The 26,670-nt window shown below is 70.9% G+C and carries 22 protein-coding genes; 10 read left to right on the forward strand and 12 right to left on the reverse strand.

What is annotated here, in order from left to right; all coding sequences use genetic code 11:
- Position 1 precedes the first annotated feature (1 nt).
- Positions 2–1,093 (reverse strand): Gfo/Idh/MocA family protein, encoded by a 1,092-nt coding sequence (locus ACXDC7_RS09070; RefSeq protein WP_459221915.1) that lies wholly within the window; start codon positions 1,091–1,093, stop codon positions 2–4.
- A 118-nt stretch (positions 1,094–1,211) separates the two neighbouring features.
- Here ACXDC7_RS09070 and ACXDC7_RS09075 point away from each other — a divergent pair, with 118 nt between their 5' ends.
- The 3 genes from ACXDC7_RS09075 to pruA are packed head-to-tail and all read left to right on the forward strand — an operon-like array spanning position 1,212 to position 4,003.
- Positions 1,212–1,517, forward strand: coding sequence for an ArsR/SmtB family transcription factor (locus ACXDC7_RS09075; RefSeq protein ID WP_459221916.1), 306 nt, complete (start codon positions 1,212–1,214; stop codon positions 1,515–1,517).
- Positions 1,518–1,521: 4 nt separating this feature from the next.
- Entirely contained in the window at positions 1,522–2,346 is an 825-nt protein-coding gene (gene ku, locus ACXDC7_RS09080; protein ID WP_459221917.1) for a non-homologous end joining protein Ku, read from the forward strand.
- 28 nt (positions 2,347–2,374) lie between these two features.
- The gene (pruA, locus tag ACXDC7_RS09085; protein WP_459221918.1) at positions 2,375–4,003 is read left to right on the forward strand and encodes an L-glutamate gamma-semialdehyde dehydrogenase; all 1,629 of its coding nucleotides are present in this window, start codon (positions 2,375–2,377) and stop codon (positions 4,001–4,003) included.
- A 79-nt stretch (positions 4,004–4,082) separates the two neighbouring features.
- On the opposite strand, the gene ACXDC7_RS09090 is transcribed toward pruA, so the two are convergent.
- Positions 4,083–4,550: a DUF2505 domain-containing protein gene (locus tag ACXDC7_RS09090; RefSeq protein ID WP_179443852.1), complete on the reverse strand. Its 468-nt coding sequence runs from the start codon at positions 4,548–4,550 to the stop codon at positions 4,083–4,085.
- A gap of 194 nt (positions 4,551–4,744) precedes the next feature.
- On the opposite strand from ACXDC7_RS09090, the gene ACXDC7_RS09095 reads away from it, so the two are divergent.
- Both ACXDC7_RS09095 and ACXDC7_RS09100 read left to right on the forward strand, forming a co-directional pair.
- On the forward strand, positions 4,745–9,535 hold the full coding sequence (locus tag ACXDC7_RS09095) for an NAD-glutamate dehydrogenase (RefSeq protein WP_459221919.1): 4,791 nt from the start codon (positions 4,745–4,747) through the stop codon (positions 9,533–9,535).
- 7 nt (positions 9,536–9,542) lie between these two features.
- Complete coding sequence (locus tag ACXDC7_RS09100) at positions 9,543–10,406, forward strand: PHP domain-containing protein (RefSeq protein WP_459221920.1); 864 nt, start codon at positions 9,543–9,545, stop codon at positions 10,404–10,406.
- Here the strand turns inward: ACXDC7_RS09100 and ACXDC7_RS09105 are convergent.
- Together ACXDC7_RS09105 and ACXDC7_RS09110 are read right to left on the reverse strand one after the other, a co-directional pair.
- Complete coding sequence (locus ACXDC7_RS09105) at positions 10,374–11,462, reverse strand: PLP-dependent cysteine synthase family protein (RefSeq protein WP_459221921.1); 1,089 nt, start codon at positions 11,460–11,462, stop codon at positions 10,374–10,376. The genes ACXDC7_RS09100 and ACXDC7_RS09105 overlap by 33 nt on opposite strands.
- On the reverse strand, positions 11,413–12,333 hold the full coding sequence (locus ACXDC7_RS09110; protein ID WP_459221922.1) for an EamA family transporter: 921 nt from the start codon (positions 12,331–12,333) through the stop codon (positions 11,413–11,415). The genes ACXDC7_RS09105 and ACXDC7_RS09110 overlap by 50 nt, the downstream gene beginning before the upstream one ends.
- 72 nt (positions 12,334–12,405) lie before the next feature.
- Here ACXDC7_RS09110 and ACXDC7_RS09115 point away from each other — a divergent pair, with 72 nt between their 5' ends.
- Both ACXDC7_RS09115 and gndA read left to right on the forward strand, forming a co-directional pair.
- On the forward strand, positions 12,406–13,302 hold the full coding sequence (locus ACXDC7_RS09115) for a LysR family transcriptional regulator (protein ID WP_459221923.1): 897 nt from the start codon (positions 12,406–12,408) through the stop codon (positions 13,300–13,302).
- A 36-nt stretch (positions 13,303–13,338) separates the two neighbouring features.
- Positions 13,339–14,829 carry an NADP-dependent phosphogluconate dehydrogenase gene (gene gndA / locus ACXDC7_RS09120; protein ID WP_459221924.1) on the forward strand — a complete coding sequence of 497 codons (1,491 nt, stop codon included), beginning with the start codon at positions 13,339–13,341 and terminating at the stop codon, positions 14,827–14,829.
- A gap of 11 nt (positions 14,830–14,840) precedes the next feature.
- Here gndA and ACXDC7_RS09125 read toward each other — a convergent pair whose 3' ends face one another.
- The 3 genes from ACXDC7_RS09125 to ACXDC7_RS09135 all read right to left on the reverse strand — a co-directional run bounded on the left by ACXDC7_RS09125 (position 14,841) and on the right by ACXDC7_RS09135 (position 16,882).
- Positions 14,841–15,737, reverse strand: coding sequence for an SMP-30/gluconolactonase/LRE family protein (locus ACXDC7_RS09125; RefSeq protein WP_459221925.1), 897 nt, complete (start codon positions 15,735–15,737; stop codon positions 14,841–14,843).
- Between the two features lie 29 nt (positions 15,738–15,766).
- The gene (locus ACXDC7_RS09130; RefSeq protein WP_459221926.1) at positions 15,767–16,276 is read right to left on the reverse strand and encodes a putative immunity protein; all 510 of its coding nucleotides are present in this window, start codon (positions 16,274–16,276) and stop codon (positions 15,767–15,769) included.
- A 198-nt stretch (positions 16,277–16,474) separates the two neighbouring features.
- Entirely contained in the window at positions 16,475–16,882 is a 408-nt protein-coding gene (locus ACXDC7_RS09135; protein ID WP_179443844.1) for a DUF1761 domain-containing protein, read from the reverse strand.
- Between the two features lie 71 nt (positions 16,883–16,953).
- Here ACXDC7_RS09135 and ACXDC7_RS09140 point away from each other — a divergent pair, with 71 nt between their 5' ends.
- Positions 16,954–17,589 (forward strand): winged helix-turn-helix transcriptional regulator, encoded by a 636-nt coding sequence (locus tag ACXDC7_RS09140; RefSeq protein ID WP_179443843.1) that lies wholly within the window; start codon positions 16,954–16,956, stop codon positions 17,587–17,589.
- Between the two features lie 275 nt (positions 17,590–17,864).
- On the forward strand, positions 17,865–19,196 hold the full coding sequence (locus ACXDC7_RS09145) for a DUF222 domain-containing protein (protein WP_459221927.1): 1,332 nt from the start codon (positions 17,865–17,867) through the stop codon (positions 19,194–19,196).
- A 34-nt stretch (positions 19,197–19,230) separates the two neighbouring features.
- Here the strand turns inward: ACXDC7_RS09145 and ACXDC7_RS09150 are convergent, their stop codons facing one another.
- On the reverse strand, positions 19,231–20,865 hold the full coding sequence (locus tag ACXDC7_RS09150; protein WP_459221928.1) for an AMP-binding protein: 1,635 nt from the start codon (positions 20,863–20,865) through the stop codon (positions 19,231–19,233).
- Positions 20,866–20,903: 38 nt separating this feature from the next.
- On the opposite strand from ACXDC7_RS09150, the gene ACXDC7_RS09155 reads away from it, so the two are divergent.
- Positions 20,904–21,926, forward strand: a complete 1,023-nt coding sequence (locus ACXDC7_RS09155) for a queuosine salvage family protein (protein ID WP_459221929.1) — start codon at positions 20,904–20,906, stop codon at positions 21,924–21,926.
- A 5-nt stretch (positions 21,927–21,931) separates the two neighbouring features.
- Here ACXDC7_RS09155 and ACXDC7_RS09160 read toward each other — a convergent pair whose 3' ends face one another.
- The 4 genes from ACXDC7_RS09160 to ACXDC7_RS09175 form a co-directional block, all read right to left on the reverse strand.
- Positions 21,932–23,446 (reverse strand): DEAD/DEAH box helicase, encoded by a 1,515-nt coding sequence (locus ACXDC7_RS09160; RefSeq protein WP_459222816.1) that lies wholly within the window; start codon positions 23,444–23,446, stop codon positions 21,932–21,934.
- A gap of 341 nt (positions 23,447–23,787) precedes the next feature.
- On the reverse strand, positions 23,788–25,005 hold the full coding sequence (locus ACXDC7_RS09165; RefSeq protein WP_218843610.1) for an MFS transporter: 1,218 nt from the start codon (positions 25,003–25,005) through the stop codon (positions 23,788–23,790).
- 49 nt (positions 25,006–25,054) lie between these two features.
- On the reverse strand, positions 25,055–26,221 hold the full coding sequence (locus ACXDC7_RS09170) for a thiolase C-terminal domain-containing protein (RefSeq protein WP_179443839.1): 1,167 nt from the start codon (positions 26,219–26,221) through the stop codon (positions 25,055–25,057).
- A complete protein-coding gene (locus tag ACXDC7_RS09175) occupies positions 26,218–26,634 on the reverse strand; it encodes a Zn-ribbon domain-containing OB-fold protein (RefSeq protein WP_459221930.1) in 417 nt (138 codons plus the stop codon). The genes ACXDC7_RS09170 and ACXDC7_RS09175 overlap by 4 nt, the downstream gene beginning before the upstream one ends.
- Between the last annotated feature and the right edge of the window lie 36 nt (positions 26,635–26,670).

Consider the following 26,670-nt stretch of genomic DNA (forward strand, 5'->3'; position numbering starts at 1 on the left):
CTCAGGCGCCGGGGGCGAGCGACTCGATCAGCCCGTGCAGGCGTACCGCGTCGGCGAAGGTCGCGACCCGCGAGCCGCCGTCGGTCAGGTCCGCGGTGAGGGCGAGGTACTGGGCGGCGACGTGGCGGGCCTCGGTCGGCACCGCGAGCCCAGCCAGCGGGTCAGCCGCGGCGAGCGGCTGGGCGGGCCGCCCGCGGCGGATCAGCCGGCCGGACCAGCGGGAGAACTGTGGCTGGCCGGCGCCACCCGGCTCGTCCACCCCGGGAGTGGTCAGCTCCAGGACGCCGCCGTCGGTGTGCACCGTGAGCGTCGACCGCGGGTCGGGGTCGCCATCGAAGGTGACGATCGCGCCGAGCCCGGTCGGCGTGCGGAAGGTGCCGGCCAGCGTGTCGGGCGCGCTCGCCGCAACCGGACCGATGCCCTCGACCGCGACCCGCGGACGATGCACGACCGCGGCGCCGCCGACCGGGGTGAGCCCGCCGACGACCTGATCGACCAGGTCCGCGAAGTGCCCGGTGTGCACCTCGCGGTTGCCGGCGCCGCTGGCGCGGTCCAGGGTGTAGCGGCGCGGCTGATCCAGCGCGGCCAGCCCGCTGCCGCGCGAGGATCGCGCGAGAACGGTCTGGATCTCGCCCAGCTCGCCGGAGGCGAGCAGTCGGCGCGCGGACACGATCACCGGGTCGTGGCGCCCCTGCAGCCCGACGAACCCGCGCCGGTCCGGTCTGGTGAGTGCCTCCAGTTCCGCCGCCTCGCGCGCGTCCAGGGCAAGCGGCCATTCGCACAGCACATGCTTCCCGGCGGCGAGGGCGGTACGGACGAGTTGATCATGGGCCGGCACCTTCACGGTGATCACCACGACCTCGACCGCCGGGTCGGCGGCCAGCTCCTCGGCGCTGGTGTAGCCGGTGGCGCCGGTGTCCGCGGCCGCCTCGCGCGCCGACTCCGGCCGGGTGGTCGCGACGGCGGTGACCACCGGGGCGGGCAGGCCCGCATCGGCGAGCGCGGCGATGGCCGGCAGGTGCGCGCGGTAGCTCCAGCCGTGGCCGCGGCTCGCACCGACGATCCCGATGCGCGGGGGAGGGGGTGGGGTCATCAGTGGTCGTCCTCTCGCTGTTCGGGCCGGATCCGGCACCTGTGTTCGAACTTTTCGAACCTGTTCGCACGCTAGCATGGTGTTCGAAGTATTCGAACCATCGACTCGTGGAGGCGGCATGACCGAGATCGCCGCAGTGCTGCATGCGCTGGGCGACCCGGTACGGCTGGAGATGGTCGGTCGGCTCGCCGACCGGGGGGAGCCGCAGCCCTGCGGGGCGCTGTACGACGACATCGCGAAGTCGACGGCGTCCTACCACTTCCGGCTGTTGCGCGAGGCGGGGCTGATCGAGCAGTACGCCGAGGGCGGCCGCACGCTGAACGTGCTGGCCCGGGCCGAGGCGGATCGGCGCGCTCCCGGCGTACTCGAATCGGTCCTCGCGGCCCGGTCCGCCCGCGCGGCGCGCACCGATGGGGGACAATGACCCCATGCCCAGATCGATCTGGAAAGGCGCCATCTCCTTCGGCCTCGTGACCATCCCGGTCAAGCTGTACTCGGCCACCGAGGAGCGCGACGTGTCGTTCCACCAGGTGCACGCCGAGGACGGCGGCCGGATCAAGTACAAGCGGGTCTGCGAGAAGGACGGCAAGGAGATCCCCTACAGCGAGATCGCCAAGGGCTACGAGGCGCCCGACGGGCGGCTGGCGATCCTGGAGAAGTCCGACTTCGACGACCTGCCGCTGCCGAGCACCAAGCAGGTCGAGGTGGTCCAGTTCGTCGACGCCGACGAGGTCGATCCGACCTACCTGAACAAGACCTACTTCCTGGAGGCCGACGGCCCGGGTGCCAAGCCGTACGTGTTGCTGCGCAACGCGCTGAGCAAGTCCGGGAAGTCGGCGCTGGTCAAGGTCGCGCTGCGCAATCGCGAACAACTGGCGCTGATCCGGCCCAAGGACGATCTGCTGGTGCTGCACACCATGTTGTGGCCGGACGAGTTGCGCGACGGTGAGTTCGCCGCACCGCCGGCCGATGTCACCGTCTCCGATGCGGAAGTGAGGATGGCGCAGTCGTTCATCGATGCCCTCGACGCCGATTTCGCCCCGGAGCAGTACCACGACGACTACCGGGCAGCGCTCGAGGAGGTCGTCAACGCCAAGCTGTCCGGAGCGCCGATGCCGACCGAGGAGGGCGAGACCGAGGGGGCCGACGCGGCCGAGGTGGTCGACCTGGTCGCCGCGCTGCGGGCCTCGGTGGACGCCGCCAAGAAGCGCCGCGAGCAGGCCGCCGGATCGGGCGATGCCAAGACGGGGTGAGCCCGCGCCGCCGCGTTATCCTGCGAGCATGGATGCGATCGTCACCGTTCCCGAGCCCGTCAACGAACCGGTCCGCGGCTACGCCCCGGGATCGCCGGAGCGAGACAGCCTGGAGGCGCGGCTGAAGGAGCTGGCGAGCGCGGAGCCGGTCGAGCTGACCGCGACCATCGGCGGCGAGCAGCGGATGCCCGGCGGCCAGCCGTTCGAGGTGACGATGCCGTCGGACCGCTCGCACGTGTTGGGGCGCAGCGCCAACGCCAGCGCCGAGGACGCCCGTGCGGCGATCGCCGCCGCGGCCGCGGCGGCCCCGGCATGGGCCGCGACGCCGTATCACGAACGGGCCGCGGTCTTCCTGCGTGCCGCCGATCTGCTGGCCGGCCCGTGGCGCGACACCCTGAACGCCGCCACCATGCTCGGTCAGGGCAAGACGATCCAGCAGGCCGAGATCGACGCGGCCTGTGAGCTGATCGACTTCTGGCGGTTCAATGTCGCCTTCGGCGAGCAGCTCATCGCCGAGCAGCCGATCAGCTCGCCCGGTGTCTGGAACCAGCTCGACTATCGCCCGCTGGAAGGCTTCGTCTACGCGATCACGCCGTTCAACTTCACCGCGATCGCCGGCAACCTGCCGACCGCACCCGCGCTGATGGGCAATGTCGTGTTGTGGAAGCCGAGCCCGACCCAGCAGTTCGCGGCGCACTTCACCATGCGGCTGCTGGAGGCGGCCGGCCTCCCGCCGGGGGTGATCAATCTGTTGCCGGGCGACGGGATCGACGTGTCGTCGGTGGCCCTGACGGACCCGGGGTTCGCCGGCCTGCACTTCACCGGATCGACCGCCACGTTCAAGAAGCTGTGGCGCGAGATCGGCGACAACCTTGATCATTATCGGGCCTATCCGCGGATCGTGGGGGAGACCGGTGGCAAGGACTTCGTGGTCGCGCACTCGAGCGCCGATCCCGCGACCGTGATCACCGCGCTGATCCGCGGCGCCTTCGAGTACTCCGGGCAGAAGTGTTCGGCCGCCTCGCGCGCCTATGTGGCGCGCGGCGTGTGGGACAAGATCAGTGACGAGCTGATCCGGCGTACCGATGCGCTGGCCGTCGGCGATGTTCGTGATCTTGCCAACTTCACCTCCGCGGTGATCGACGAGCGCGCGTTCGCCAAGCACAAGGCGGCGATCGATGCGGCCAACACGGCGGCCGATTGCGAGGTCGTTGCCGGGGGCCGCTACGACGACTCCGAGGGCTTCTTCGTCCGCCCGACGATCATCACCTCCGACAACCCGGAGGCCGAGATCTTCACCACCGAGTACTTCGGCCCGATCCTCGGCATCTACGTCTACGACGACGATCGGTACGCCGAGACGCTGGAGCTGGTCGACCAGACCTCGCCCTACGGCCTCACCGGGGCGGTGATCGCGACGGACCGCGCCGCCATCGACCAGGCGAGGGAGGCGCTGCGCCAGGCCGCCGGCAACTTCTACATCAACGACAAGCCGACCGGCGCCGTCGTCGGTCAGCAGCCGTTCGGCGGGGCGCGCGCCTCGGGCACCGACGACAAGGCCGGCTCGATGTGGAACCTCGCCCGCTGGGTCAGCCCGCGCGCGATCAAGGAGACCTTCGTCCCGCCGACCGCCGAGGCCTACCCGCACATGGGCTGAGCTCGGCTCCCGCACATGGGCTGAGCTCGGCTCCCGCACATGGTCTGAGCTCGGCTCCCGCACATGGGCTGAGCTCGGCTCAGGCCAGCCAGCGGTTGCCGACGTCCTGCTGCAGCTTGATGCCCTCGAGCACGGCGGGCGCGGCGGCCTTCTCCAGCTTGCCGCCGACCAGCGGGATCTTGACCTTCAGGTCACCGGCGACATCGACCCGGGTGCGGTCGCCGTCGGGGATGATCTTGGTCTGGCCGGTGAGCTGTACGGGCTGGCCCGGCACCGTGAGCTCGAGCCGGCCGGTGCGCGAACCATCGGGCCCGGCCTCGCCCCAGGCGATCTCCTCGACCACGGTCAGCGTCGGGCCGGTGAACCGCGCGGCCTCGGGCGGCGCCGGCAACTGTCGGCTCATCCGGGTGTGGTTGCCCTCCACCGAGGTCTCGAAGTCCGACGCGTCGCTCGCCCGGCACAGCTCGGCCAGATAGCCCTCGTCGGTCAACATGGCGAAGACGCGGTCGGGGGTGGCGGCGAAGGTCGCGGATGAGGTGATCTGCATGGGCCTCACTATGGCGCATCAGGCGGCGGCCCGACACGCGCCCGCCGTGCCCTCGCCCCAGGTCCAGCAGATGAGACGGCGGGGATAGGGTGGGTGGCCGGGGCCGGTGTCGTCCCCGTCACAGCAAGGAACGGAGTGTCGTGACCGCGGTGCAGTCAGAGTCCGAACGGGAAAAATCGTCGCGGATCCGGAGCTTGGCCGAGTCCGGTGCCGAGCGGGCGGCCCAGCTCGGCGGCGACCCCGAGCGGGTCCAGGTGTTCCTCGGTCACTACTTCCGCCATGTCGACGCCGATGACGTCGTCGACCGCGATGTCGACGACCTGCTCGGCCTGGTGGCCAGCCATTACGAGCTGGCGCTGGAGCGCCCGGTCGGCCGTTCGGTCGTCTCGGTGGCCACCCCGGAGGCGGGGGCCGAGGGCTGGTCTGTCGGCGGCGCGACCGTGATCCAGATCGTGACCGACGACAAGCCGTTCCTGGTCGACTCGGTGACCTCGGAGGTGCTGGCCCAGGGCTGGGCCATCCGCGAGGTCTTCCACCCGCAGTTCGTGGTACGCCGCGACATCACCGGCAAGCTCGACGAGGTGATCACCCACGCCGAGGCCGAGGGCGATCCGAATGCGGTGGCGGAGTCCTGGATGCATCTGGAGGTACGCCGACCGCCGAGCGGCGAATCCCTGGAGGCCCTGAGCGAACGCCTCACCGACCGGCTGCGTGCCGTGCTGACCGATGTCTCGGAGTCGGTGGCCGACTGGCCGCGGATGGCCGAGCGGGTCGCCGACACGATGTCGGAGCTGGTCGCCGCGGGGGGCGACGGTCCGCGCGCGGCCGAGCGCGAACAGGCGATCAAGCTGCTGGACTGGCTGGCGGATGATCACTTCACCTTCCTCGGCTATCGCGACTACGACTTCGACGGCACCGGCTACACCCCGGTCCAGGGCACCGGGCTCGGCATCCTGCGCTCCGACCAGGCCGCGGCGGGACGGTTCGGCGCGCTACCGCCGGCCGACGGGCCCGCCGACCTGCTGGTGATCACCAAGGACGACGAGACCGCGACCGTGCACCGCCCGGCGTACCTCGACTACGTCGGCATCCGGCGCTTCGACGGCGACTCGGTGGTCGGCGAGCGACGCTTCCTCGGCCTGTTCGCCGCCTCGGCCTATTCGGACTCGGTGCTGCACATTCCCGTGCTCAAGGACAAGGTCGACCAGATCATCGCCGAGAGCGGCTACGAGCGCACCAGCCACGGGGCGATGGCGATCCTCGCCGCGCTCGACAACTACCCGCGCGACGAGCTGTTCCAGACCCGTGCGGACGATCTTGCCCCGATCATCGAGCGGATCTCCCGGCTCAAGGACCGCCGACGCGTCACGGTGTTCAGCCGGCCCGATGCCTACGGACGGTTCCTGTCGCTGCTCGTCTACCTGCCGACCGACCGCTACAACACCGAGGTACGCAAACGCATGCAGCACCTGCTGCGCGACGAGCTCGGGGGCGAGTCCGTCGACTTCTCGGCGCGGGTGGGCGAGGGCGTGCTGGCCCGGCTGCACTTCGTGGTCCGGATGCCCGCCGGCCGCCCGCTCGGCGAGGTGGACGTCGAGCGGCTCGGCGATCTGCTGACCGCGGCGACCCGGGCCTGGGACGACGACCTGACCGACCAGCTCACCGGCAATGCCGAGGCGGACCGGCTGACCGCGCTGACCGGTGCCCTGCCCGAGAGCTACAAGGAGGACTTCAGCGCCCGCCAGGCCGTGCAGGACCTGACCGCGATCAGCGCGCTGGCCCCCGGCGAGGGCGAGATGTCGATGGCCCTCTACGCCCCCGACGAGCCGACCGACGAGGCGGACCTGCGACTCAAGGTGTTCCGCCGCGGCGACTCGATCGCGCTGTCGAAGGTGTTGCCGCACCTGTCGCTGCTCGGTGTCGACGTGCTGGACGAGTACCCCTACACCCTGCGCTTCGACGACGGCGGCAAGGCGATGATCTACGAATTCGGTCTCGCCGTGCCGGGCGGGGCCGAGGCGGTCGCGGGGCCGGCGTGGTCCCCGCAGGCGCGGGAACGGTTCACCGAGGCCTTCGCCGCCTCCTACAACGGGCGTACCGAGGCCGACCCGCTGAACGGTCTGGTCACCCGGGCCGGCCTGACCTGGCAGGAGGTGAGCTGGCTGCGCGGCATCTCCCGCTACCTGCAGCAGGCCGGCTCGACCTATTCGCAGAGCTACATCGCCAACGCGCTGCTCGCGCAGTCGGCGATCGCCGCCGACCTGGTCGCGCTGTTCCGGGCCCGCTTCGATCCCGACGCCCCGGCGGCCGACCGCGAGGCGGCGACGGCGCAGATCACCGAACGGATCTCGGCGGCGCTGGACGAGGTGGTCAGCCTGGACTCCGACCGCATCCTGCGGTCCTTCCTCGCGGTGATCGCGGCGACGGTACGCACCAACGCGTTCCGGCCGGACCGGCCCGCGCTCGCATTCAAGGTCTTGCCGCGAGAGCTCGCGATGCTGCCGCAACCGCGCCCGGCGTACGAGATCTTCGTCAGCGCACCGCAGGTCGAGGGCGTGCACCTGCGCTTCGGCCCGGTGGCCCGCGGCGGCCTGCGCTGGTCGGATCGACCCGAGGACTTCCGCACCGAGGTGCTCGGCCTGGTCAAGGCGCAGATGGTGAAGAACACCGTGATCGTGCCGGTCGGCGCCAAGGGCGGCTTCTATGCCAAGCAACTGCCCGATCCCGCGGCCGATCGCGGAGCCTGGTTCGAGGCGGGCAAGGCTGCGTACCGCACCTTCATCACCAGCCTGCTCGATGTCACCGACAACATCGTCGGCGGCGAGGTGGTCGCGCCGGACCGGGTGGTCCGCTACGACGGCGACGACCCCTATCTGGTGGTCGCCGCCGACAAGGGCACCGCGACCTTCTCCGATGTGGCGAACGCCATCGCGCTGGAGCGCGGCTTCTGGCTCGGCGACGCCTTCGCCTCGGGCGGTTCGGTCGGCTATGACCACAAGGCGATGGGCATCACGGCCCGCGGTGCCTGGGAGTCCGTGGTCCGGCACTTCCGGGAGATGGGCATCGACTGTCAGAACACCGACTTCACCGCGGTCGGCGTGGGGGACATGTCGGGCGACGTGTTCGGCAACGGAATGCTGCTCAGCAAGCACATCCGGCTGATCGCGGCCTTCGATCACCGACACATCTTCGTCGACCCGGATCCCGACGCGGCCAGTTCGTGGGACGAGCGGGCCCGGATGTTCGAGCTGCCCCGGTCGAGCTGGGCGGACTACGACACCTCCCTGATCAGCGAGGGCGGCGGCGTGTTCCCGCGTACCGCGAAGTCGATCACCATCACCGAGCAGATGCGGGCAGCCCTCGGGATCGACGACGAGGTGACGGCGCTGAACCCGGAGGAGTTGATCACCGCCATCCTGAAGGCCCCGGTCGACCTGCTGTGGAACGGCGGCATCGGCACCTACGTGAAGGCCGAGGCCGAGACCCACGCCGAGGTCGGCGACCGGGCCAACGACGCCGTCCGGGTCAATGGCGCCGAGCTGCGGGCGCGGGCCGTCGGCGAGGGCGGAAACCTGGGCCTGACCCAGCGGGGACGCATCGAGTACGCCCGGGCGGGGGGTCGGATCAACACCGACTTCATCGACAACTCCGCCGGCGTGGACACCTCCGACAACGAGGTGAACATCAAGATCTTGTTGTCCGGCGAGGTGGAGGCCGGCCGGCTGGCCGAGGCGGAGCGCAACGAGTTGTTGGCATCGATGACCGACGAGGTCGCCGATCTGGTGCTCGACCACAACTACGACCAGAACCTCGCCCTGGCCAATGCCGCGCTGTATGCGCCCGGGATGATCCAGGTGCACGAGGACTGGATGCGCCGCCTGGAGCGTCAGGGCCTGATCGACCGCGAACTCGAGTCGCTGCCGGGCACCCGCGAGATGCAGCGCCGCCGGCAGGCCGGGGAGGGCCTCGCCGCGCCCGAGCTCGCGACCCTGCTGGCCTGGACCAAGATCGTCCTGGCCGACGAGATCGGCGCCTCCGACCTGCCCGATGATCCCTACCTCGCCGACCGGCTGGTCCAGTACTTCCCCCAGCGGCTGCGCGAGGGGTACGCCGACCAGATGCCCCGCCACCGGCTGGCGCGGGAGATCATCACCACCGTCGCGGTGAACCGGTTCGTCAACTCCGCCGGGATCAGCGCCTACCATCGCCTGTCCGGCGAGACCGGTGCGCGGGCCGCCGACGTCTTCCGCGCGCAGCTCGCGTCCCGGGCGATCTTCGCGGTCGGCGCCCACGAGACGCGGCTGCGGCACCTGGACAACAAGGTGGACGCCGGTCTGCAGACCCGGGCCAGGATGGAGTTGCGGGCGCTCGCCGAGCGCGGCACCCGTTGGATCCTGAACAACCGGCGCGCGCCCATCGACGTGACCGCTGCCATCGGGCAGTTCCGCGACGGTGTCGCCGAGATTGCCGCCGTCCTGCCCGACCTGCTGACCGGGCGCGAGCAGGCGCGCTATGCCGAACGCCGGCAGCGCTACCTCGACGACGGCCTGCCCGAGGAGCTGGCATCGGTCGTCGCCGGCTCCGACGTGCTCTACCAGTCGCTCGGCATCGTGCAGACCGCGCAGGCGCTGGGACGCGACGCGACGGAGGTGGCGCGGGCGCATTTCGCGCTCGGCCAGCAGCTCAATCTCGATCTGCTCGGCAGCCGCATTGCCGAGCTGCCGCGCGACGACCGGTGGGCGACGATGGCCCGCGGCGCGCTGCGCGACGACCTGCACCAGTTGCATGCCCAACTGACCAGCGAGGCGCTGCAGGCCGCAGACGGCGGCGGGCCGGAGGCGGCGGTGGAGAGCTGGACCCGGGCGCACGGCGACATCGACGAGGACGTCTCCACGCTGGTCGCGATCTGCGACGGACCCGCCGATCTCGCCCGCGTGTCGGTGGGGCTGCGGATCGTGCGTTCGCTGCTGCGGACCCCGGCCTGACGCGCGCATGCGGATCGACCTGCACACCCACTCCGCGGTCTCCGACGGGACCGATGCCCCCGCGGATCTCATTGCGGCGGCCGCGGCCGCCGGTCTCGATGTCGTCGCCCTGACCGATCACGACACCTTCGACGGCCTGGCCGAGGCGGCCGGGGCGGCACGGCGGCTCGGGATCGGATTCGTGCCCGGGATGGAGATGTCGGCCCGCCGCGACGGCGCCTCGGTGCACCTGCTGGCCTACGGCGCCGACCCTGCCCACCCCGCCCTCGCCGCCGAGCTGGCCCGGATCCGCTCCGGGCGGGCGGACCGGGTCGGTCCGGTCCTGGAGCGGCTCGCCGCCCTGGGGGTGCGACTCACCCGGGAGCAGGTCGAGGCGCAGGCCGGCGGTGCGTCGGCGATCGGCCGGCCGCACATCGCCGACGCCCTGGTGGCCGCCGGGTACGTCGCCGACCGCACCGAGGCCTTCGACCGCTGGCTGCGCGACGGCGGCCCCGCGCACGTCGATCGGTACGCCACGGAGCTGGCGCGGGCGATCGACCTCGTGCACGACGCCGGCGGCCGTGCGGTGCTGGCCCATCCGTGGGCACGGGAGAGCCGCACGGCGCTGCCGCCGGAGGTGATCACCGCGCTGGTCGCCGAGCACGGCCTGGACGGGTTGGAGGCCGATCACCATGATCACGACGAGGAGGCCCGCGCCGAGCTGCACGCGCTGGCCGCCCGGCTCGGGATCGTCGCGACCGGCTCCAGTGATCATCACGGCACCGGCAAGATCGATCACGATCTCGGCTCCTGCACGACCTCGCCCGCGGCCTATCGCCGGCTGTTCGGTGGGGAGGGCTCAGCCGCCGAGGCGCCGGTCCAGCCAGTCTGACCACGGCGCCGGGTCGAGCCCGTGCGAGCGTACCCAGGTGTCGTCGAAGTACGTTTCTGCATAGCGATCGCCCGGATCGCAGATCAGCGAGACCACCGAACCGGTGCTGCCGGCCGCACGCAGTTGCGCCATGATCATCGCGACGCCGACGATGTTGGTGCCGGTGGAGCCGCCGACTCGCCGGCCGAGTCGTTCGGAGATCCAGCGCGTGGCCGCCACCGACGCGGCATCCGGCACCCTGATCATCTGGTCGATCACCTGGGAGACGAAGCTCAGCTCGACCCGCGGCCGGCCGATGCCCTCGATCCGCGACCCGGTCTCGCGGGCGGTCGGATCGGCGTCGCGGTAGCCGGCGAAGAATGCCGAGCCCTCCGGGTCGACCACGCAGAGCCGGGTGGGCAGGCGGCGGTAGCGCAGATAGCGGCCGATCGTCGCGCTGGTACCACCGGTGCCCGCGCCGACCACGATCCAGGCCGGCAGCGGATGCGGCTCGGCCGCGAGCTGGGCGAAGATCGACTCGGCGATGTTGTTGTTGCCGCGCCAGTCGGTGGCGCGCTCGGCCATCGTGAACTGGTCCATGAAGTGCCCGCCCAGCTCGGTGGCCAGGCGCTGCGACTCGGCGCCCAGGGCGGCGGGATCGTCGACGAAGTGGCAGCGCCCACCCTCGCGCTCGATCAGGGCCACCTTTGCCGGCGAGGTCGAACGGGGCATCACCGCGATGAACGGTACGCCGAGCATCCGCGCGAAGTAGGCCTCGCTGACGGCGGTCGATCCGCTGGACGCCTCGATCACCGGGGCTCCGGGTCGCAGCCAGCCGTTCGCGAGCGCGTGCAGGAACAACGAGCGGGCCAGCCGGTGTTTCAGGCTGCCGCTGGGGTGGGTGGACTCGTCCTTGAGGTAGAGCTGGTGATCGGGGTCGCCCAGGTCGACCTTGATCAGATGGGTGTCTGCCGAACGCTGCGCATCCGCGTGCAGCAGGCCCATCGCCGCATCGGACCAGCGCCGGTCATCCGGATCGCTGTGGCACACGCGGCTCGGCTCGCTGGGTTCGCTCACGCCGATACCCTAGGGCGCCGGAGCCGAGCGCGACGCCGGTGACGACGACCAGGGCGCCGACGATCTCGATCCAGGTCAGCGCCTCGCCCAGGGTGAGCCAGGCGGTGGACAGGCCGACGAGCGGCACCAGCATCGAGAACGGCGCGATCCGGCTGGCGGGATGGCGGCTGAGCAGCCAGGTCCAGATTCCGCTGCCGAGCACCGTCCCGATGATCACGGTGTAGGCCAGACCGGCCAGGGCGAGGAGCCCGGTGGCCGAGCCGAGCCCGCTCGCGGAGGCGGCGATCCGGGCCGGGCCCTCGACGATCAGCGAGACGGCAAGCATCGGCAGCGGGGGCACGACGGACATCCACATCGTCAGCCGCAGTGGCTTCTCCGGCCGGGCGAGCCGGCTGCACAGGTTGCCGAATGCCCAGCCGAGCCCGCCGCACAGGGTGAGCAGGAAGGGGAGCATGGCGGCGGTGCCCGCCTGCTGGCTGCCGACGATGCACAGCCCGAGCACTGCGGCGATGATCCCGATCACCTGATCGCGGGTCAGCCGTTCCCGGAGCAGGGTCGCGCCGAGCAGCACGGTGAACGGGGCCGAGGACTGCAGCACCAGCGAGGCGAGACCCGTCGGCATGCCGGTGGCCATGGCGAGATAGAGGAAGAGGAACTGCAGGGTGCCGAAGCCGAGGCCGTAGCCGATCAGGTAGCGCACGGGGACCCGCGGGCGGGGGACCAGCACGATGGTCGGCACGGCCAGGATGGTGAAGCGCAGCGCGACCAGGAAGAACGGCGGGAACTGTTCCAGCGAGAGGTGGATCGCCAGGAAGTTGAGGCCCCAGATGACGGCGACGGAGCTGGCCAACAGGCGGTCGCGGGTGTTCATGGCGCCGAGTCAATCGCGCGCCACTGTTCAGGACAAGCGCCAATTCATGACCATTGTGTTTAGCATGCCTTCATGGAAGTCCGGCACCTGATGCTGCTCCGCGAGCTCGCCGAACGGGGGACCGTGGGAGCGACCGCACGCGCGCTGCGGGTCAGCGCGTCGGCGGTGTCCCAGCAACTGCGCGCCGCCGAGCGCGACCTGGGCGTGCCGCTGGTCGAGCCGGCGGGGCGCGGCCTGCGACTGACCCGGGCCGGCGAACTGCTCGCCGACGGCGCGGTCGAGGTGGCGAGCGCGTTGGCGGGCGTCGAGGCCCGGTTCGAGGAGTTCCGCGGGGCGGTCGGCGGCGAGGTCGGGGTGGCCTGTGTGCCCAGCGCGGCGGCGATGCTCCTGCCGGGGCTGTTCGGACGGCTGGCCGAGGGACCGGTCACCGTGCGGATCCATGATCGCGACGTCGCCGAGGCGGGGTACGCCGAGCTGGCGCGCGACCACGACATCGTGATCGGTCACCGGATGGGCGCGCGGCCCCTCCCCGAATGGTCGCGGCTGAGCCGGGTGGATCTCCTCCGGGAGCCGCTCGACGTGGCGCTGCCCGCCGGCCACCCGCTCGCCGCGCGGGACAGCCTGGCGCCGGCCGATCTGGTCGACGAGCCCTGGGTCGGCGTACCGATGGGGTATCCGTTCGACGATGTCCGGCTCGCCGTCGAGGAGCGGACCGGCGCCCGGGTCCGCGTGGTGCAGCGGGTGCTGGACAACCGGCTCGTCGAGGCGTTGGTGATCGGCGGTCATGGCATCGGGCTGTTGCCGCGGTTCAGCACCCGGGCGGGTGCTGAGCTGGTGCTGCGGCCGCTGGCCGGCGTACCGACCGGGCGCACGGTCAGTGCGCTGGCCCGGCCGGAGGTCGCCCGTAGGGTGGTCGTGCGTCATGTCATCGATGAACTGCGTGCGGTCGGCCGGGAGCTGGCCGGGTAGATTCGTCGCGCAGCGTAACCCTGACGAAGGAACCCGATGAGCGAACAGGACCCCGGCAGCGAACCGGCCGGCACCGAACCGGGTGCGAAGGGGCGGGCCAATATCGGCGTCACCGGGATGGCGGTGATGGGCTCGAACCTGGCCCGCAATCTGGCCTCCCGGGAGGGCAATACCGTCGCGATCCACAACCGGACCACCGAGAAGGCCGAACGGCTGGCGGCCGACCACCCCGACGCCGGATTCGTGGTCGCCCGGACCGCGCAGGACTTCGCCGACGCGCTGGCCCGTCCGCGGACGGCCGTGATCATGGTCAAGGCGGGCGCCCCGACCGACGCGGTGATCAACGAGCTGGCCGATGTCTTCGAGCCGGGCGACATCATCGTGGATGGCGGCAATGCCGATTTCCGCGACACGATCAGACGCGAGCGCGAGCTGCGCGCACGCGGCATCAACTTCGTCGGCTGCGGGATCTCCGGCGGCGAGGAGGGCGCGCTGCTCGGGCCGTCGCTGATGCCGGGCGGGAGTGCGGAGGGCTATGCCACCCTCGGGCCGATCCTGCAGACGATCGCGGCGCGGGCGCCCGAGGACGGCGAGCCGTGCGTCACCCACGTCGGCACCGACGGCGCCGGACACTTCGTGAAGATGGTGCACAACGGCATCGAGTACGCCGACATGCAACTGATCGGCGAGGCCTACGACCTGATGCGGCGCATCCTGGGAATGACCCCGGCCGAGATCGCCGATGTCTTCGACGAGTGGAATGCCGGTGAGCTCGATTCCTACCTGATCGAGATCACCGCGCAGGTGCTGCGGCAGGACGATCCGCGCGGCGGCGGCCCGTTGATCGACAAGGTGCTGGATGCCGCCGGGGCCAAGGGGACCGGCAGTTGGACCGTGCAGAACGCGCTCGATCTCGGCGTACCCGTGTCCGGGATCGCGGAGGCCGTTTTCGCCCGCTCGCTGTCATCCGACCCCGCGCGGCGCGCGATCGGGCAGGAACTGCCCGGTCCGGAGCGCCCGGTTCGGGTCGAGGATCCGCGGGTGTTTCTCGCCGACATCCGCGGCGCGCTCCATGCGGCCAAGATCATCGCCTATGCGCAGGGCTTCGACGAGATCGCGGCCGGGGCAGGGAAGTACGGCTGGGAGATCCATCCCGGCGAGATCGCCCGGATCTGGCGCGCCGGCTGCATCATCCGGGCGCGGTTCCTGGGCACGATCACGCAGGCGTACGCCGACAACCCGGGCCTGGTCTCGTTGCTCGGTGCGCCGGTCTTCGCCGAGTCGCTGGGCAAGGCGCAGCAGGGCTGGCGACGAGTGGTCGCCGCGGCGGTCTACTCCGGGGTGCCGGTGCCCGCCTTCGCGACCTCGCTGGCCTACTACGACGCGTTGCGCAGCCCGCGGCTGCCGGCGGCGCTGACCCAGTTGCAGCGCGACTTCTTCGGCGCGCACACCTATCGGCGGACCGACGACGAGGGCAGCTTCCATGTCTTGTGGTCGGGCGATCGCAGCGAGGTGCGCGAATCCTGATCAACTTCTGATCAGCCCGGCCAGAGCCCGCGCGCGCCGACCTTGATCACATACAGCGAGGTCGTCGCGGCGATGTGGAGGTCGGTACGCCGGGAGCCGCCGAAGGCCACATTGGACACGGTTTCGGGCAGCCCGATGCGGGCCAGTCGGGTGCCGTCGGCGTCGTAGACATCGACGCCGGCGCCGGCGCTGGTCCAGATCCGGCCGGCGTCGTCGACACGGAATCCGTCGAAGGTGCCGTCGGTCGAGGTGGCCAGCGTCCGGGCGTTCGTCAGCCTGCCGTGATCATGGTCGAAGGCGTGCAGGGTGTCGGTCTCGCTGTCGGTGACGTAGAGCACCGAGGCGTCGGGGGAGAAGGCGATGCCGTTCGGGGCGGTGAGGCTGTCGATCGCGCGCGTCGGCGTACCGTTCGGGGCGATCCGGTAGACGTCGTTGGAGCCGATCTCGGAGCTGGCCGCATGTCCCTCGTGATGATCGAGGATGCCGTAACTGGGGTCGGTGAACCAGATGGCGCCGTCCGGGGACGTGGTGACGTCGTTCGGGCTGTTCAGGCGGGAGCCGTCGATCGCGTCGGCGAGGATGGTGACCGATCCGTCGGGTTCGGTGCGGGTGACCCGGCGGGCGCCGTGTTCGCAGGTCAGCAGCCGCCCGCAGGAATCGAGGCGATGGCCATTGGCGAACCCGGCCGGCGCGCCGAAGGTCGTCACCTCGCCGGTGACCTCGTCGTAGCGCAGTACCCGGTCGTTCGGGATGTCGCTGAAGATCAGCATTCGGGCCGTCGGCACGTGTACCGGTCCCTCCAGCCACCGGCCGCCCGTCCACAGGCGGGTGAGAACGCGATCGTGGCGTACCGCGAAACGATCGTCGAAGACCGTGAGGTCGAGGGGAAGCGTGACCGGTGTCGTCATGTCGCCAGTGTGGCAGCGCGGCTGGGTGGTCAGTCGGAGAAGGCGTACCAGCAGATGTCGTTGCGGGCGGCCTGGTCGGTGATCACCAGGCTGCGGACCGCCTCGGGCAGTCGGCCGCGCTGCCAGTCACGCTCGGCGCGGGCCGCGTCCGGTTCGGTCGGGCGGGCATCGGCTGCGGCGCGGATGGCGTACGCCGCGGCGCCCAGGTCGTGCTCGGCGACGTGACCGACGCAGGCCGCCTGGCCGGCCGCATGGGCGGCGAACCGGGCGGCGCCCGCCAGCGGGCGCGCGGCACCCATCGCGTGGCCGCCCGCCGCACGGGCCCGCATCATCGGCAACTCGCCCCGGGCCCACGCGCGCGCTGCCTCGATCGCCCCGCGGGGCCGCTGGTCGTCGGGCCGCTCCTGCTCGAAGAGGGGCAACACGTGTTCGGCGCAGTCCGCCGCCCAGAGCGCCAGCAACCGATGGTCGGCGTCCGTCAGCGTCCCGCCGCGGCGGACGGTGATCAGCCGCGGATCGCGCACCTTGGGCAGGATCATGCCGGTCCCTCGTGGATGTCGGAAGGAGCTCAGTCTGGTGTGCGCCGGAGGTTCGGGACAACCTTCGCTCACGCGCGCGCCGCGACGTGTGCCGCATTCTTGTGGCTACGCCTGCGTGGCTTGTCGCCGATCGACGAACTCGGGCTGGAACCCATGCTCAGCGCAAGGATGTGCTGATCCCGTCGTGAATCGACATGCCTAGAAGAGTCCCAGCACCAGCGTGATCGCGAGGAACAGCGCCAGTTGATAGCCGGTGTTGATGGTCGTCAGCTTCAGAGGCTTCTGTTCGAATGAGTTGTGCTGAAGAAGGGTCGATGCGGACAGTGTCAGCCAAGCGACGGCCCCAACCGTCACGGCCATCCACACGGAGTCGTTGCCGGTCGCCGCGGACGTGAGCCCGACGGCGAACGCGAGCCCGATAGTGGTCGCGGCGTTGGACACGGCGAGCAGGATCAGGTTCCGCGTTCGGACAGGTTTGTTCTTCTCCGGCGTGATTCCTGTCATCGCTTCCCAGGCGTCGGCGATGGCACCCTTCGAGTACCAGACCATCGCCACGACCATTCCCGCGACGAACGCTAGGAGTGCACCAAGCCAACTGATGTCCATGCCACATACCTCCCTGATAGCCAGGGCACGGCAGTCCTGGCAACGATGACGTGTGCTTGATATAATCAAGCATGGTTGAAAAAGTCAACGCATTGTCGCGTCGGAGCTACGGGCAGTTCTGCGGACTGGCGCGCGCGCTCGACATCGTTGGAGACCGCTGGAACCTCCTGATCGTGCGCGAGCTACTGCCCGGGCCCCTGCGATATGGCGAGCTGAAAGCCTCCCTGCCGGGCGTGGCGAGCAATCTCCTGGCCGAACGGCTGCGGACGCTGGAAGAAGCCGGTGTCGTGGAGCGAGTGCTGGGAGACGCGGGCGTTCTTTATGGACTGACGCGATGGGGGGCGGAACTCCAGGAGCCGATGGAGGCTTTGGGGCGATGGGGTGTCCCTCTGCTCGCCGCCGGGCGGGGTGACGACGAGTTCCGGCCACGATGGCTGACTCTTGCCTTGCCAGCCATCCTCCGCGGGAGAACGGCAACACCGCCCGTGGAGGTCGGCTTCGAAGTGGAGGGCCTGCTCATCATTCTCCGGATCGACGCGGACGGCTCGACAACGCGCGTCGGCGACGACCATCTACCGGAGACCGTTCTGGCGGCCGACGCCGAAACCGTCGTCGGCCTCGTCGCCGGCGCGCTCACCGTCGATCAGGCGATCGATGCAGGTGAACTCCGCGGAGAGGTCGACGCACTTCGGCGAGCATTCGCCTGAGACGCCACCGCCAAGGCGCAAGGTCGGAGAGATACCCCATCAGAGTGACGTCGTGAACACCCTCATCGCCACCAACAGGTGGTTGTGGATCTCAGATGTGGGCCCGTGGGTGTCCGGAAGGGCTTGCATTCGAATAAATGTGCGATTAATATGGGTGCATGGATCGGGGGATCTCGGCGCACGATGTCCAGGCAGACCATGTCCGGGCAGCTGATGATTGTGCGTCCTTTCTGGCGAGGTTGCCCTTGCTCGATGCCGATTCGCCAGGGGAGCTGATGGTGCTGATCGAGCAGCTCGAGTTGATCAAGAACGCGGCGGCGGCCGCGCAGGCCAGGTTGAGCGTGCGGGCGGAGGAGCTGCTGCTGGCCGAGCAGGAGGCCGCCGGGGTTCCGGCGAGTCGTCTCGGTCGCGGGATCGCCGACCAGATCGGCCTGGCGCGGCACGAGTCGCCCTGCGCGGGCTCGCGGCACCTGCAACTGGCGAAGACGATCGCCGCCGAGCTTCCGGCCGCCGGCGCTCTGTTCGCGGTCGGACGATTGTCGGAATTCGCGGTGACCCGGCTGGCAGCAGCCACGGCGGCGTGCCAGCCGGCCGATCGCGCGGCGATCGATGCCCAGCTGTGCGGCGGCGCCGACCCGGTGGCCGCGCAGCAATCGCCGCGGCAACTCGAGAAGGCGGCGCGGGCGTTGGCCTATGCGGCCGAGCCCGAGGTCGCCCGGCGCTGGAGCACCGCAGCCGAGGAGGGCCGCTACGTGTCGATCCGCCCGGCGGAGAACGCGATGGTGCATCTGAGCGCCCTGCTGCCGCTCGCCCAGGGCGTCGCCGTGCACGCGGCGCTGGATCGCGCGGCCGACCGGGCGCAGGCTTCGGGAGACGCACGGAGCCGCCAGCAGTGTCGCGCCGATGCCCTTGTCGAGCGGGTGACCGGTCAGGCGGCAGCGCCCGAGGTCCCGGTCGAGATCCAACTGGTGATGACCGACGGTGCGCTGCTCGGCCCGGCCGTCCCCGCCGATCCTCCGCTAGCTCCGGCGACGGAGCGCGATGGAATTGCGCCGCAGGAGATGCGCGACGGTCCCGCTGCGGTCGTGCCGGGGTTCGGCCCGGTGGCGGCCGGGGCGGCTCGCGAGCTGGTGTGGGCCTCGCGCGCCAAGGTGTGGTTGCGGCGGCTGTGGACCGATCCGCCGACCGGCCGGGTCTCGGAGATCGATCAGCGGCGACGGCTCTTCCCACGGTCGGTGCGGCGGCTGGTGATCGCGCGCGACCAGGTCTGCCGGACGCCCTGGTGTGACGGTGCCATCCGCGACATCGACCACATCGTGCCGTGGGCGCGGGGCGGCCCGACCGGGTCCGACAACGCCCAGGGACTGTGCGCGCGGTGCAATCGGGTGCGTGCGATGCCGGATTGGGACCGTGCGGGATCGGCCCTGCGCGTGATCACCGAGTCGCCGAGCGGTCAGGTGCATGTCTCGGAGCCGCCGCCGGCCCTCTGGCTGCCGCACGCTGCCGCCATTCGGCCCGCCCGCGCCCGGCCGATGACACGCGCGGCCCAGCCACGTCCGGTGGTGACCATCGACATCGGGCACTGGCCGGAGTGCGCTGCGTCCTGAGGGCGCTCGCGCGCAAACAGGCCGGCCCGAGTTGTCAGGCCAGCCCGAGCTGCTGCGCCGCGTCGGCGCGCATCTCGACCTTCCTGATCTTGCCCGTCACGGTCATCGGGAACTCGTCGACGACCAGCACATACCGGGGGATCTTGAACCGGGCCAGCTTGCCCTCGCTGAACGCTGCGACGTCTTCCGCGCTCAGCTCGTTCTCGCCGTCGCGCAGCTGCACGAACGCACACAGCTCCTCGCCGTACTTCTCGTCGGGCACCCCGACCACCTGGACATCGGCGATCTTGGGGTGGGTGTAGAGAAACTCCTCGATCTCGCGCGGGTAGATGTTCTCCCCACCGCGAATCACCATGTCCTTGATCCGGCCGTTGATCGTCACGTACCCGTCGGGGCGCATCATGCCGAGATCCCCGGTATGCATCCAGCCGTCGGCATCGACGGCCTCGGCCGTCTTCTCCGGCTCGTCCCAGTAGCCGAGCATCACCGAGTAGCCCCGGGTACAGAACTCACCGATCTCGCCCCGCGGGACCACCTCACCGCTGGCCGGGTCGATGATCTTGATCTCCACGTGCGGGTGCACCCGGCCCACCGTGGCCGTCCGGCGCTCGACATCGTCGTCGCCGCCGGTCTGGGTGCTCACCGGCGACGTCTCGGTCATGCCGTAGGCGATCGACACCTCCGACATGTGCATCTCGGTCATCACCCGCTTCATCACCTCGACCGGGCACGGCGAACCCGCCATGATCCCGGTGCGCAGGCTGGACAGGTCGTAGTCGGCGAAGTTGGGCAGGGCGAGCTCGGCGATGAACATCGTCGGTACGCCGTACAGCGCCGTGGCCCGCTCGTCGTGCACCGCCTGCAGGCTCGCCGCCGGGTCGAAGGACGGCGAAGGAATGATCATGGTCGCTCCGTGCGAGGTGCAACCGAGGTTGCCCATCACCATCCCGAAGCAGTGATAGAACGGCGGCGCGATCACCAGCTTGTCCTGCTCGGTGAATCCGATCCGTTCGGTCGTGAAGTAGCCGTTGTTCAAGATGTTGCGGTGGCTCAGCGTGGCACCCTTCGGGTGACCGGTGGTCCCCGAGGTGTACTGGATGTTGATCGGGTCCTCGGGCCGCAGCGTCGCCGCGATCCGTTCCGCCTCACCCGCGTCGACGCCGTCCGCGCCCGCCAGGAACTCCCGCCACGACTCGTCGTCGGTGATCACCACGTGGCGCAGACTGGGCACGTTCTGGCGTACCGATTCGATCATCGCCGGGTAGTCGCTGGTCTTGTACGCCGGGCTTGCCACCACCGCGACACAACCGGACTGGTTCAGCGCGTAGGAGAGCTCATGGGTGCGATAGGCGGGATTGATGTTCACCGCGATCACGCCGATCCTGGCCGTCGCGTACTGCGTCAGCGTCCACTCGGCGCTGTTCGGCGACCAGATCCCCAGCCGATCGCCCTTGGTCAGCCCGAGCGCCAGCAGGGCCCGGGCCACCCGGTCGACGTCGGTGGCGAACTCGGCCCAGGTCCAGCGGCGCCCGGTGAACGATTCGACCAGGGCGTCGCGGTCGGGCCAGCGGCGGACCGTCTCGGCCAGGTTCGCGGGGATGGTCTGGTCCAGCAGCGGCTGCTCGGTGCTCCCCGACGCGATGGAGAGCGCGGCTTCGTTGTCCGGCATGAGGGCCAAGCTACCGCGCGGTTGGTTAGGGTGCCCGGGTGTCGATCGATGCCGCGCCGCCCGGTGCCGACCCGCTCGCCCGGGTGCGCGCCGACTGCGCCGCCGTCGCCGCCGGCGCCCGGCACGTGCGGATCGTCGACGACGCGCTCGGCGAGTACGCCGCGGCGCTGCCGATCGCGGAGGGGGCCCGCCCGGCCTTCGACGCCGACCACCACTATCGCGGCGGAGAGCCCGACACCGTGCTGGCCGTGCTCTGCCTCGACGCGATCAACTTCGGATCGGGATGGTTCCCGCGGCTGACCAAACGTCCCGGAATGTCGGGCTACTTCACGGTCGCGTCGTCGCTGAAGGACTGGTTCGGCGCGGGTACGCCGGATGCGGCCGAACTCGCCGCCCTCACCGCCGACCGGGTCGCGGAGATCCTCGGCCAGTCCGACAACGCCGACGTGGCCGAGCTGATGTCATTCTTCGCCCGCGCCCTGAACGAGCTGGGCACCGAGCTGACAGCCAACTGGGCCGGCGACGGCAGAGCCCTGGTCGCCGCGGCCGGCCGCAGCGCCGCGCGCCTGGTCGGCCTGCTGGCGGCGATGCCGATGTTTCGTGATGTCGCGACCTGGCGCGGACCGGACGGGCGCGAGCGCCCGGTCCATCTGTGGAAGCGCGCCCAGCTCACCGCCGTCGACCTGTCTCTCGCGCTCGACGGCGTACCGGGACGCGACGGCGCGCCGAGCGACCTGGGCCGCTTCGACGACCTGGACCGGCTGACGATCTTCGCCGACAACCTCGTGCCGCACGTGCTGCGCACCGATGGACTGCTCGCCTACGACGACGAGCTGGCCGCCGCGATCGACGCCGGCGCCGACATCCCCGCGGGCAGCGCCCCCGAGGTCGAGCTGCGCGCCTGCGCGGTGCACGCGGTCGAGCTGCTCGCCGCCGAACTGAATCGCGGACCCGGCCGACGGGTCAGCGCCGCCGATCTGGACTACCTGTTGTGGAACCGCGGGCAGGAACCGGCCTACCGTTCCCGCCCGCGGCACCGCACCCGGACGACCCGCTACTGAGCGGGTCAGTTGGTGCTGCTGGTGGCGGGCGATTCCGCCGGACGGTCGCCGCCGGCACCCCGACCGCGGCCTCGGCCACCGCGGCGCCGCCGCCGTCGCCGCGGGCCCTCGCCGGCCTCGTCGGTCGCCCGGTCGGTGGTCGCCGCGTCGACAGGTGCGGTCCCGTCTCGACTCGTCTCGTCGCGACCTGCCCCGTCGCGATTCGTCTGGTCGCGATTCGTCTCGTCGCGACCTGGCCCGTCGTGGTGCGTCTCGTCGCGGTTCGTCCCGTCCTGATTGGTCCCGTCGCGACCGGAGACGGGCTCGCCGTTGCGGGTACGCCGACGGTTCCGGGAGCGGCGCGGACGCTCCTCGCGCGGCCGCTCGCGGCCCTCGTCGCGCCGCTCGCGCGGCTTCTCCGGCACCAGACGACCCTTGGTCCCGGACGGGATGCCGAGATCGTGGAACAGGTGCTCCGACGTGGAGTAGGTTTCCTGCGGCTGCTCGAACGGCAACCCGAGAGTCTTGTTGATCATCTTCCAGCGAGCCAGGTCGGCCCAGTCGACGAAGGTGATCGCGACGCCCGACTTGCCGGCGCGGCCGGTCCGGCCGATCCGGTGCACATAGGTCTTGTCGTCGTCGGGGCACTCGTAGTTGATCACGTGGGTGACGCCGCCGACATCGATGCCGCGCGCCGCGACATCCGTCGCCACGAGAACATCCACCCCACCCTCACGGAACCGCTTCAGCGCCTTCTCCCGCGACACCTGGGTCAGGTCACCGTGGATCGGTGCGGCCGCGAAGCCCCGCTCGGCAAGATCATCGGCGACCCGCTGTGCGGAGCGCTTGGTGCGGCAGAAGATGATCGCGCGGTCGCGGCCCTCGGCCTGCAGGATGCGCGCCACCACCTCCGGCTTGTCCAGATCATGGGCCTGGTAGACGAACTGTGCGGTCGCCGGGACGGTCTGGTTCTCGCCGGCGTGCTCGGCCCGGATGTTCACGGGGTGGCGCAGGTGCCGGCGGGCGAGCGTGACGATCTGGCTCGGCATGGTCGCGGAGAACAGCAGCGTCTGGCGCAGCTCGGGCGTCTTGGCCAGCAGCTTCTCGACATCGGGCAGGAAGCCGAGATCGAGCATCTCGTCGGCCTCGTCCAGCACCGCGACCTTGACATGGGACAGGTCGAGCGCGCGCCGGTTGGCCAGGTCGAGCAGTCGGCCCGGCGTACCGACCACCACGTCGACGCCGGCCGCGAGCGCGTCCAACTGCGGCTCGTAGCCGACGCCGCCATAGACGGTCAGGATCCGCGCCGCGCGGACCTTGGCCGCGGTCTGCAGATCCTTGGCGACCTGGCTCGCCAGCTCGCGCGTCGGGCAGATCACCAGCGCCTGCGGCTTGCCCGCCGGGTGCACGGAGTCGGCATCGCGATCACCCGGGACCACGATCCGCTGCAGCAAGGTGACGCCGAACGCGAGCGTCTTGCCGGTGCCGGTGCGCGCCTGCCCGATCATGTCGGTGCCGGTGATCGCGATCGGGATCGCCATGTGCTGGATGGGGAAGGGGTGGGTGATCCCCACCTCGTCGAGCGCCGCGACGATGTCCGGGTGCACGCCCAGATCGGCGAAGGTCTCGCTCGGCGGGACCCGGTCGGTGGTGCCGGACTCCGCGGGTGCGTCCGCGCCGTCGGCGATGTGCGCGGGCACGCCCGCGTCCTCGGTGATTTCGGTATTCAGGATTCTTGCCCTCGTGCTCGCAGATCGCACGCCGGCGATCCCTCGGTACGGCTCCGGCACGACGCGGATCGGGACTTCCCGGTCAGCCGCCTCCCGACGGCACGCGGTGCCCGGAGCGTGCGGTCGTTCCGACCGCCACCGGGCAGTCTAGCTCATGGCCGATGCCCGCCTGCGCGGCCGATCCCGGCCGGTACGCGCCCGAGGACGAACGCGACCAGGCACAGCGCCCCGACGTAGCCGACCACGGCGGGCCAGCCCCCCGCGGCGAAGACGACGCCCCCGAGCGCGCCGATCACCGACGACCCCGCGTAGTAGCCGCACAGGTACAACCCGCTCGCCGTGCCCCGGTCGCGGTCGGCCAGCGCACCGACCCAGCCGCTGGCCACCGCATGCGCGGCGAAGAAGCCGGCCGTGAACAGCGCGGTGCCGGCCAGCACGGCGGGCAGCCACGGCGCCAGGGTGATCGCCAGACCGAGCAGCGTCGCGCCCACCGTGACCGCCAGCACCCGCGAGCGGCCGCGGCGGTCGGCCAGTCGCCCCGCCCAGGTCGCCGACACGGTGCCGGCGAGGTAGAGCAGGAAGATCAGCGCGACCGCGCCGGGCGGCAGCGAGAAGGGCGGCGCGAGCAGCCGGTAGCCGAGATAGTTGTAGACCGTCACGAAGCCGCCCATCAGCACGAAGGCGAGCGCGTACAGCGCCAGCAGCGCGGGCGTGCGCAGGTGACGGACGACGCCGGCCGCGATCCGCCGCGGCGTCGCGGGGGCGGGGGAGAAGTGCGCCGAGCGCGGCGAGAGCGCCGCGAACAGCGCGGCCGCGACACCCGCCAGCACCGCGGCGGCGAGCAGCGCGACCCGCCAGTCGGCGAGGTCGAGGGTCAGCCCGGGCGTCAGCCGGCCGATCAGGCCGCCGATGGTGGTGCCGCCGATGTAGCGGCCCATCGCCGCGCCGAGCGCCGACGGGTCGACCTCCTCGGCGAGGTAGGCCATTGCCACCGCCGGTACGCCGGCCAGCGCGACGCCCTGCAGGGCGCGGCCCGCCAGCAGCACCGGCCAGCTCGCCGCGAGCGGGAGGGCGAGCCCGATGGCGGCGGAGCCGATCGCGGAGATGATCATCACCCGCCGCCGACCGAACCGGTCGGACAGCGCGCTGATCGGCAGCACGAAGATCGCCAGCGCGCCCGTCGTCACCGACACCGAGAGCGCGGCGGACGCCGGGCCGACGGCGAACACGGCCGACAGCTCCGGGAGCAGGGCCTGGGTGGAGTAGAGACCGATGAAGGTGGCCAGCCCGGCCGCGAAGAGCGCGACGGTGATCTGGCGGTAGCCGCGATCGCCGTGCCGGTAACGGGCGGGGCGATCGGCGGGGCTCACCCGCCCCATCGTGCACCGGCCGGCGCACGACGGGGCGGGCAGGGGGTGATCAGCCGCGTGCGGCCGAACCGGACAGCGCGTCCTCGGTGCCGAGGATCAGCGTCGCCGATGCCATGAACATGCCGCCGTTGCCGAGCAGCGCCGAGACGTTCGCGCCCTCGACCTGCGCCGGCGCCTCGCCGCGCAACTGGCGTACCGACTCCTGGATCAGGAACATGCCGTACATGCCGGTGTGGGTGTAGGAAAGGCCGCCGCCGTTGGTGTTCAGCGGCAGCTTGCCGCCCGGAGCGGTGTTGCCGTCGGCGATGAACGCGCCGGCCTCGCCGCGCCCGACGAAGCCCATGTCCTCAAGGCCGTAGAGCGGCACGTGGGCGAATGCGTCGTAGATCATCAGGTGATCGACATCGTCGGTGGTCAGACCCGCCGACTCGAACGCCGCGGCGCTCGACTGGCGGAACCCGCGCGAGGACGTGAGGTCCTCCATCTGGGAGACCATCGGCGCGTCGCAGGCCTCGCCGCTGCCCAGCAGGTAGACCGGCTTGTGCTTGTCCGACAGGTCCTTGGCCCGCTCGGCCGAGGTGATGATCAAGGCGCCGCCGCCGTCGGTGACCAGGCAGCACTCCAGCAGGTGGAAGGGGTCCGCGATCATCTTCGACGCGTACACGTCCTCGACCGTGATCGGATCGCGGAACATCGCGCGCGGGTTGAGCGCCGCCCACTGCCGCTGGATGACGGGCACCGTCGCCATCTGATCGCGCGTGGTGCCGGTGTCGGCGAGGAAGCGTCGCGCCGGAACGGTGAAGGTGGTCGGCGGTCCGAAGGTGCCGTACGGCGCCTCGAACTGGCCCGGCATCGAGAACGGGTCGACCTGCCAGGCGGCATTGCCGACCCGGGAGCGGCCCGACTCGCCGTGGGTGATCAACACGGTGTCGCAGTAGCCGGCGGCGATGGCCGAGGCCGCGTGGCGGACGTGGAACAGGAAGGACGTTCCGCCCACGTTGGTGGTGTCCAGCCAGCGCGGGTTGATGCCGAGCGCGTTGGCGACGGTGAGCGGGCCCGGCAGGGCGACGCTCGCGACGCCGTCGATGTCGTTGATGGTCAGCCCGGCGTCGGCGAGCGCGTTGTGTGCGGCCTCGAGGTGCAGGCCGAGGGTGGACTGATCGGGATTCTTGCCCAGGCGCTCGGTCTCCGCGGCGCCGATGATCGCGACGGTCATGCGGCCGCCTCCTTCGGGGCGAAGACGGGCACGAACAGGTCGTCCCCGCGGTCCTGGAACCGCACGTGCAGTTCCATGTCGAGCTCCAGCGCGTCCGGCTCGATGTCGACGATGTTGGTCATCATCTGCGGTCCCTCGGCCAGACGCACGATGGCGATCGCGTACGGGGCGTCGTAGCCCGGGGCGAGGCGGTGGTTCACGTTGTAGGACAGCAATGTCGCGTCGCCGGAGGCGTCGAACCACTCGACCTCGGTGCTGGAGCAGTTCGGGCAATAGGGTCGCGGGTAGAAGTAGGCCTTCTCGCACGCGGTGCAGCGCTGGATGCGAAGGACGCCGCGGCGGGCCCCCTCCCAGTACTCAGCGGTTTCGGGGGTGGGTACGGGCCTGGCCCGCTCGGACAGGGCTGCCGCCATGACGTCTCCTGAATCTGGGTCCACTTTGACGAAGAC

The sequence above is a fragment of the Naumannella huperziae genome, assembly GCF_054073625.1.

Bases quoted from the DNA above. Each gene is read 5' to 3' on its own strand.
- ACXDC7_RS09140 (WP_179443843.1), top strand. From the start codon at position 16,954: ATGGTTGAAAAAGTCAACGCATTGTCGCGTCGGAGCTACGGGCAGTTC.
- ACXDC7_RS09130 (WP_459221926.1), bottom strand. From the start codon at position 16,276: ATGATCCTGCCCAAGGTGCGCGATCCGCGGCTGATCACCGTCCGCCGC.
- ACXDC7_RS09135 (WP_179443844.1), bottom strand. From the start codon at position 16,882: ATGGACATCAGTTGGCTTGGTGCACTCCTAGCGTTCGTCGCGGGAATG.
- gndA (WP_459221924.1), top strand. From the start codon at position 13,339: ATGAGCGAACAGGACCCCGGCAGCGAACCGGCCGGCACCGAACCGGGT.
- ACXDC7_RS09175 (WP_459221930.1), bottom strand. From the start codon at position 26,634: ATGGCGGCAGCCCTGTCCGAGCGGGCCAGGCCCGTACCCACCCCCGAA.
- ACXDC7_RS09125 (WP_459221925.1), bottom strand. From the start codon at position 15,737: ATGACGACACCGGTCACGCTTCCCCTCGACCTCACGGTCTTCGACGAT.
- ACXDC7_RS09075 (WP_459221916.1), top strand. From the start codon at position 1,212: ATGACCGAGATCGCCGCAGTGCTGCATGCGCTGGGCGACCCGGTACGG.
- ACXDC7_RS09070 (WP_459221915.1), bottom strand. From the start codon at position 1,093: ATGACCCCACCCCCTCCCCCGCGCATCGGGATCGTCGGTGCGAGCCGC.
- ACXDC7_RS09170 (WP_179443839.1), bottom strand. From the start codon at position 26,221: ATGACCGTCGCGATCATCGGCGCCGCGGAGACCGAGCGCCTGGGCAAG.
- ACXDC7_RS09115 (WP_459221923.1), top strand. From the start codon at position 12,406: ATGGAAGTCCGGCACCTGATGCTGCTCCGCGAGCTCGCCGAACGGGGG.
- ACXDC7_RS09090 (WP_179443852.1), bottom strand. From the start codon at position 4,550: ATGCAGATCACCTCATCCGCGACCTTCGCCGCCACCCCCGACCGCGTC.
- ku (WP_459221917.1), top strand. From the start codon at position 1,522: ATGCCCAGATCGATCTGGAAAGGCGCCATCTCCTTCGGCCTCGTGACC.
- ACXDC7_RS09100 (WP_459221920.1), top strand. From the start codon at position 9,543: ATGCGGATCGACCTGCACACCCACTCCGCGGTCTCCGACGGGACCGAT.
- ACXDC7_RS09110 (WP_459221922.1), bottom strand. From the start codon at position 12,333: ATGAACACCCGCGACCGCCTGTTGGCCAGCTCCGTCGCCGTCATCTGG.
- ACXDC7_RS09145 (WP_459221927.1), top strand. From the start codon at position 17,865: ATGGTGCTGATCGAGCAGCTCGAGTTGATCAAGAACGCGGCGGCGGCC.
- pruA (WP_459221918.1), top strand. From the start codon at position 2,375: ATGGATGCGATCGTCACCGTTCCCGAGCCCGTCAACGAACCGGTCCGC.
- ACXDC7_RS09150 (WP_459221928.1), bottom strand. From the start codon at position 20,865: ATGCCGGACAACGAAGCCGCGCTCTCCATCGCGTCGGGGAGCACCGAG.
- ACXDC7_RS09160 (WP_459222816.1), bottom strand. From the start codon at position 23,446: ATGGCGATCCCGATCGCGATCACCGGCACCGACATGATCGGGCAGGCG.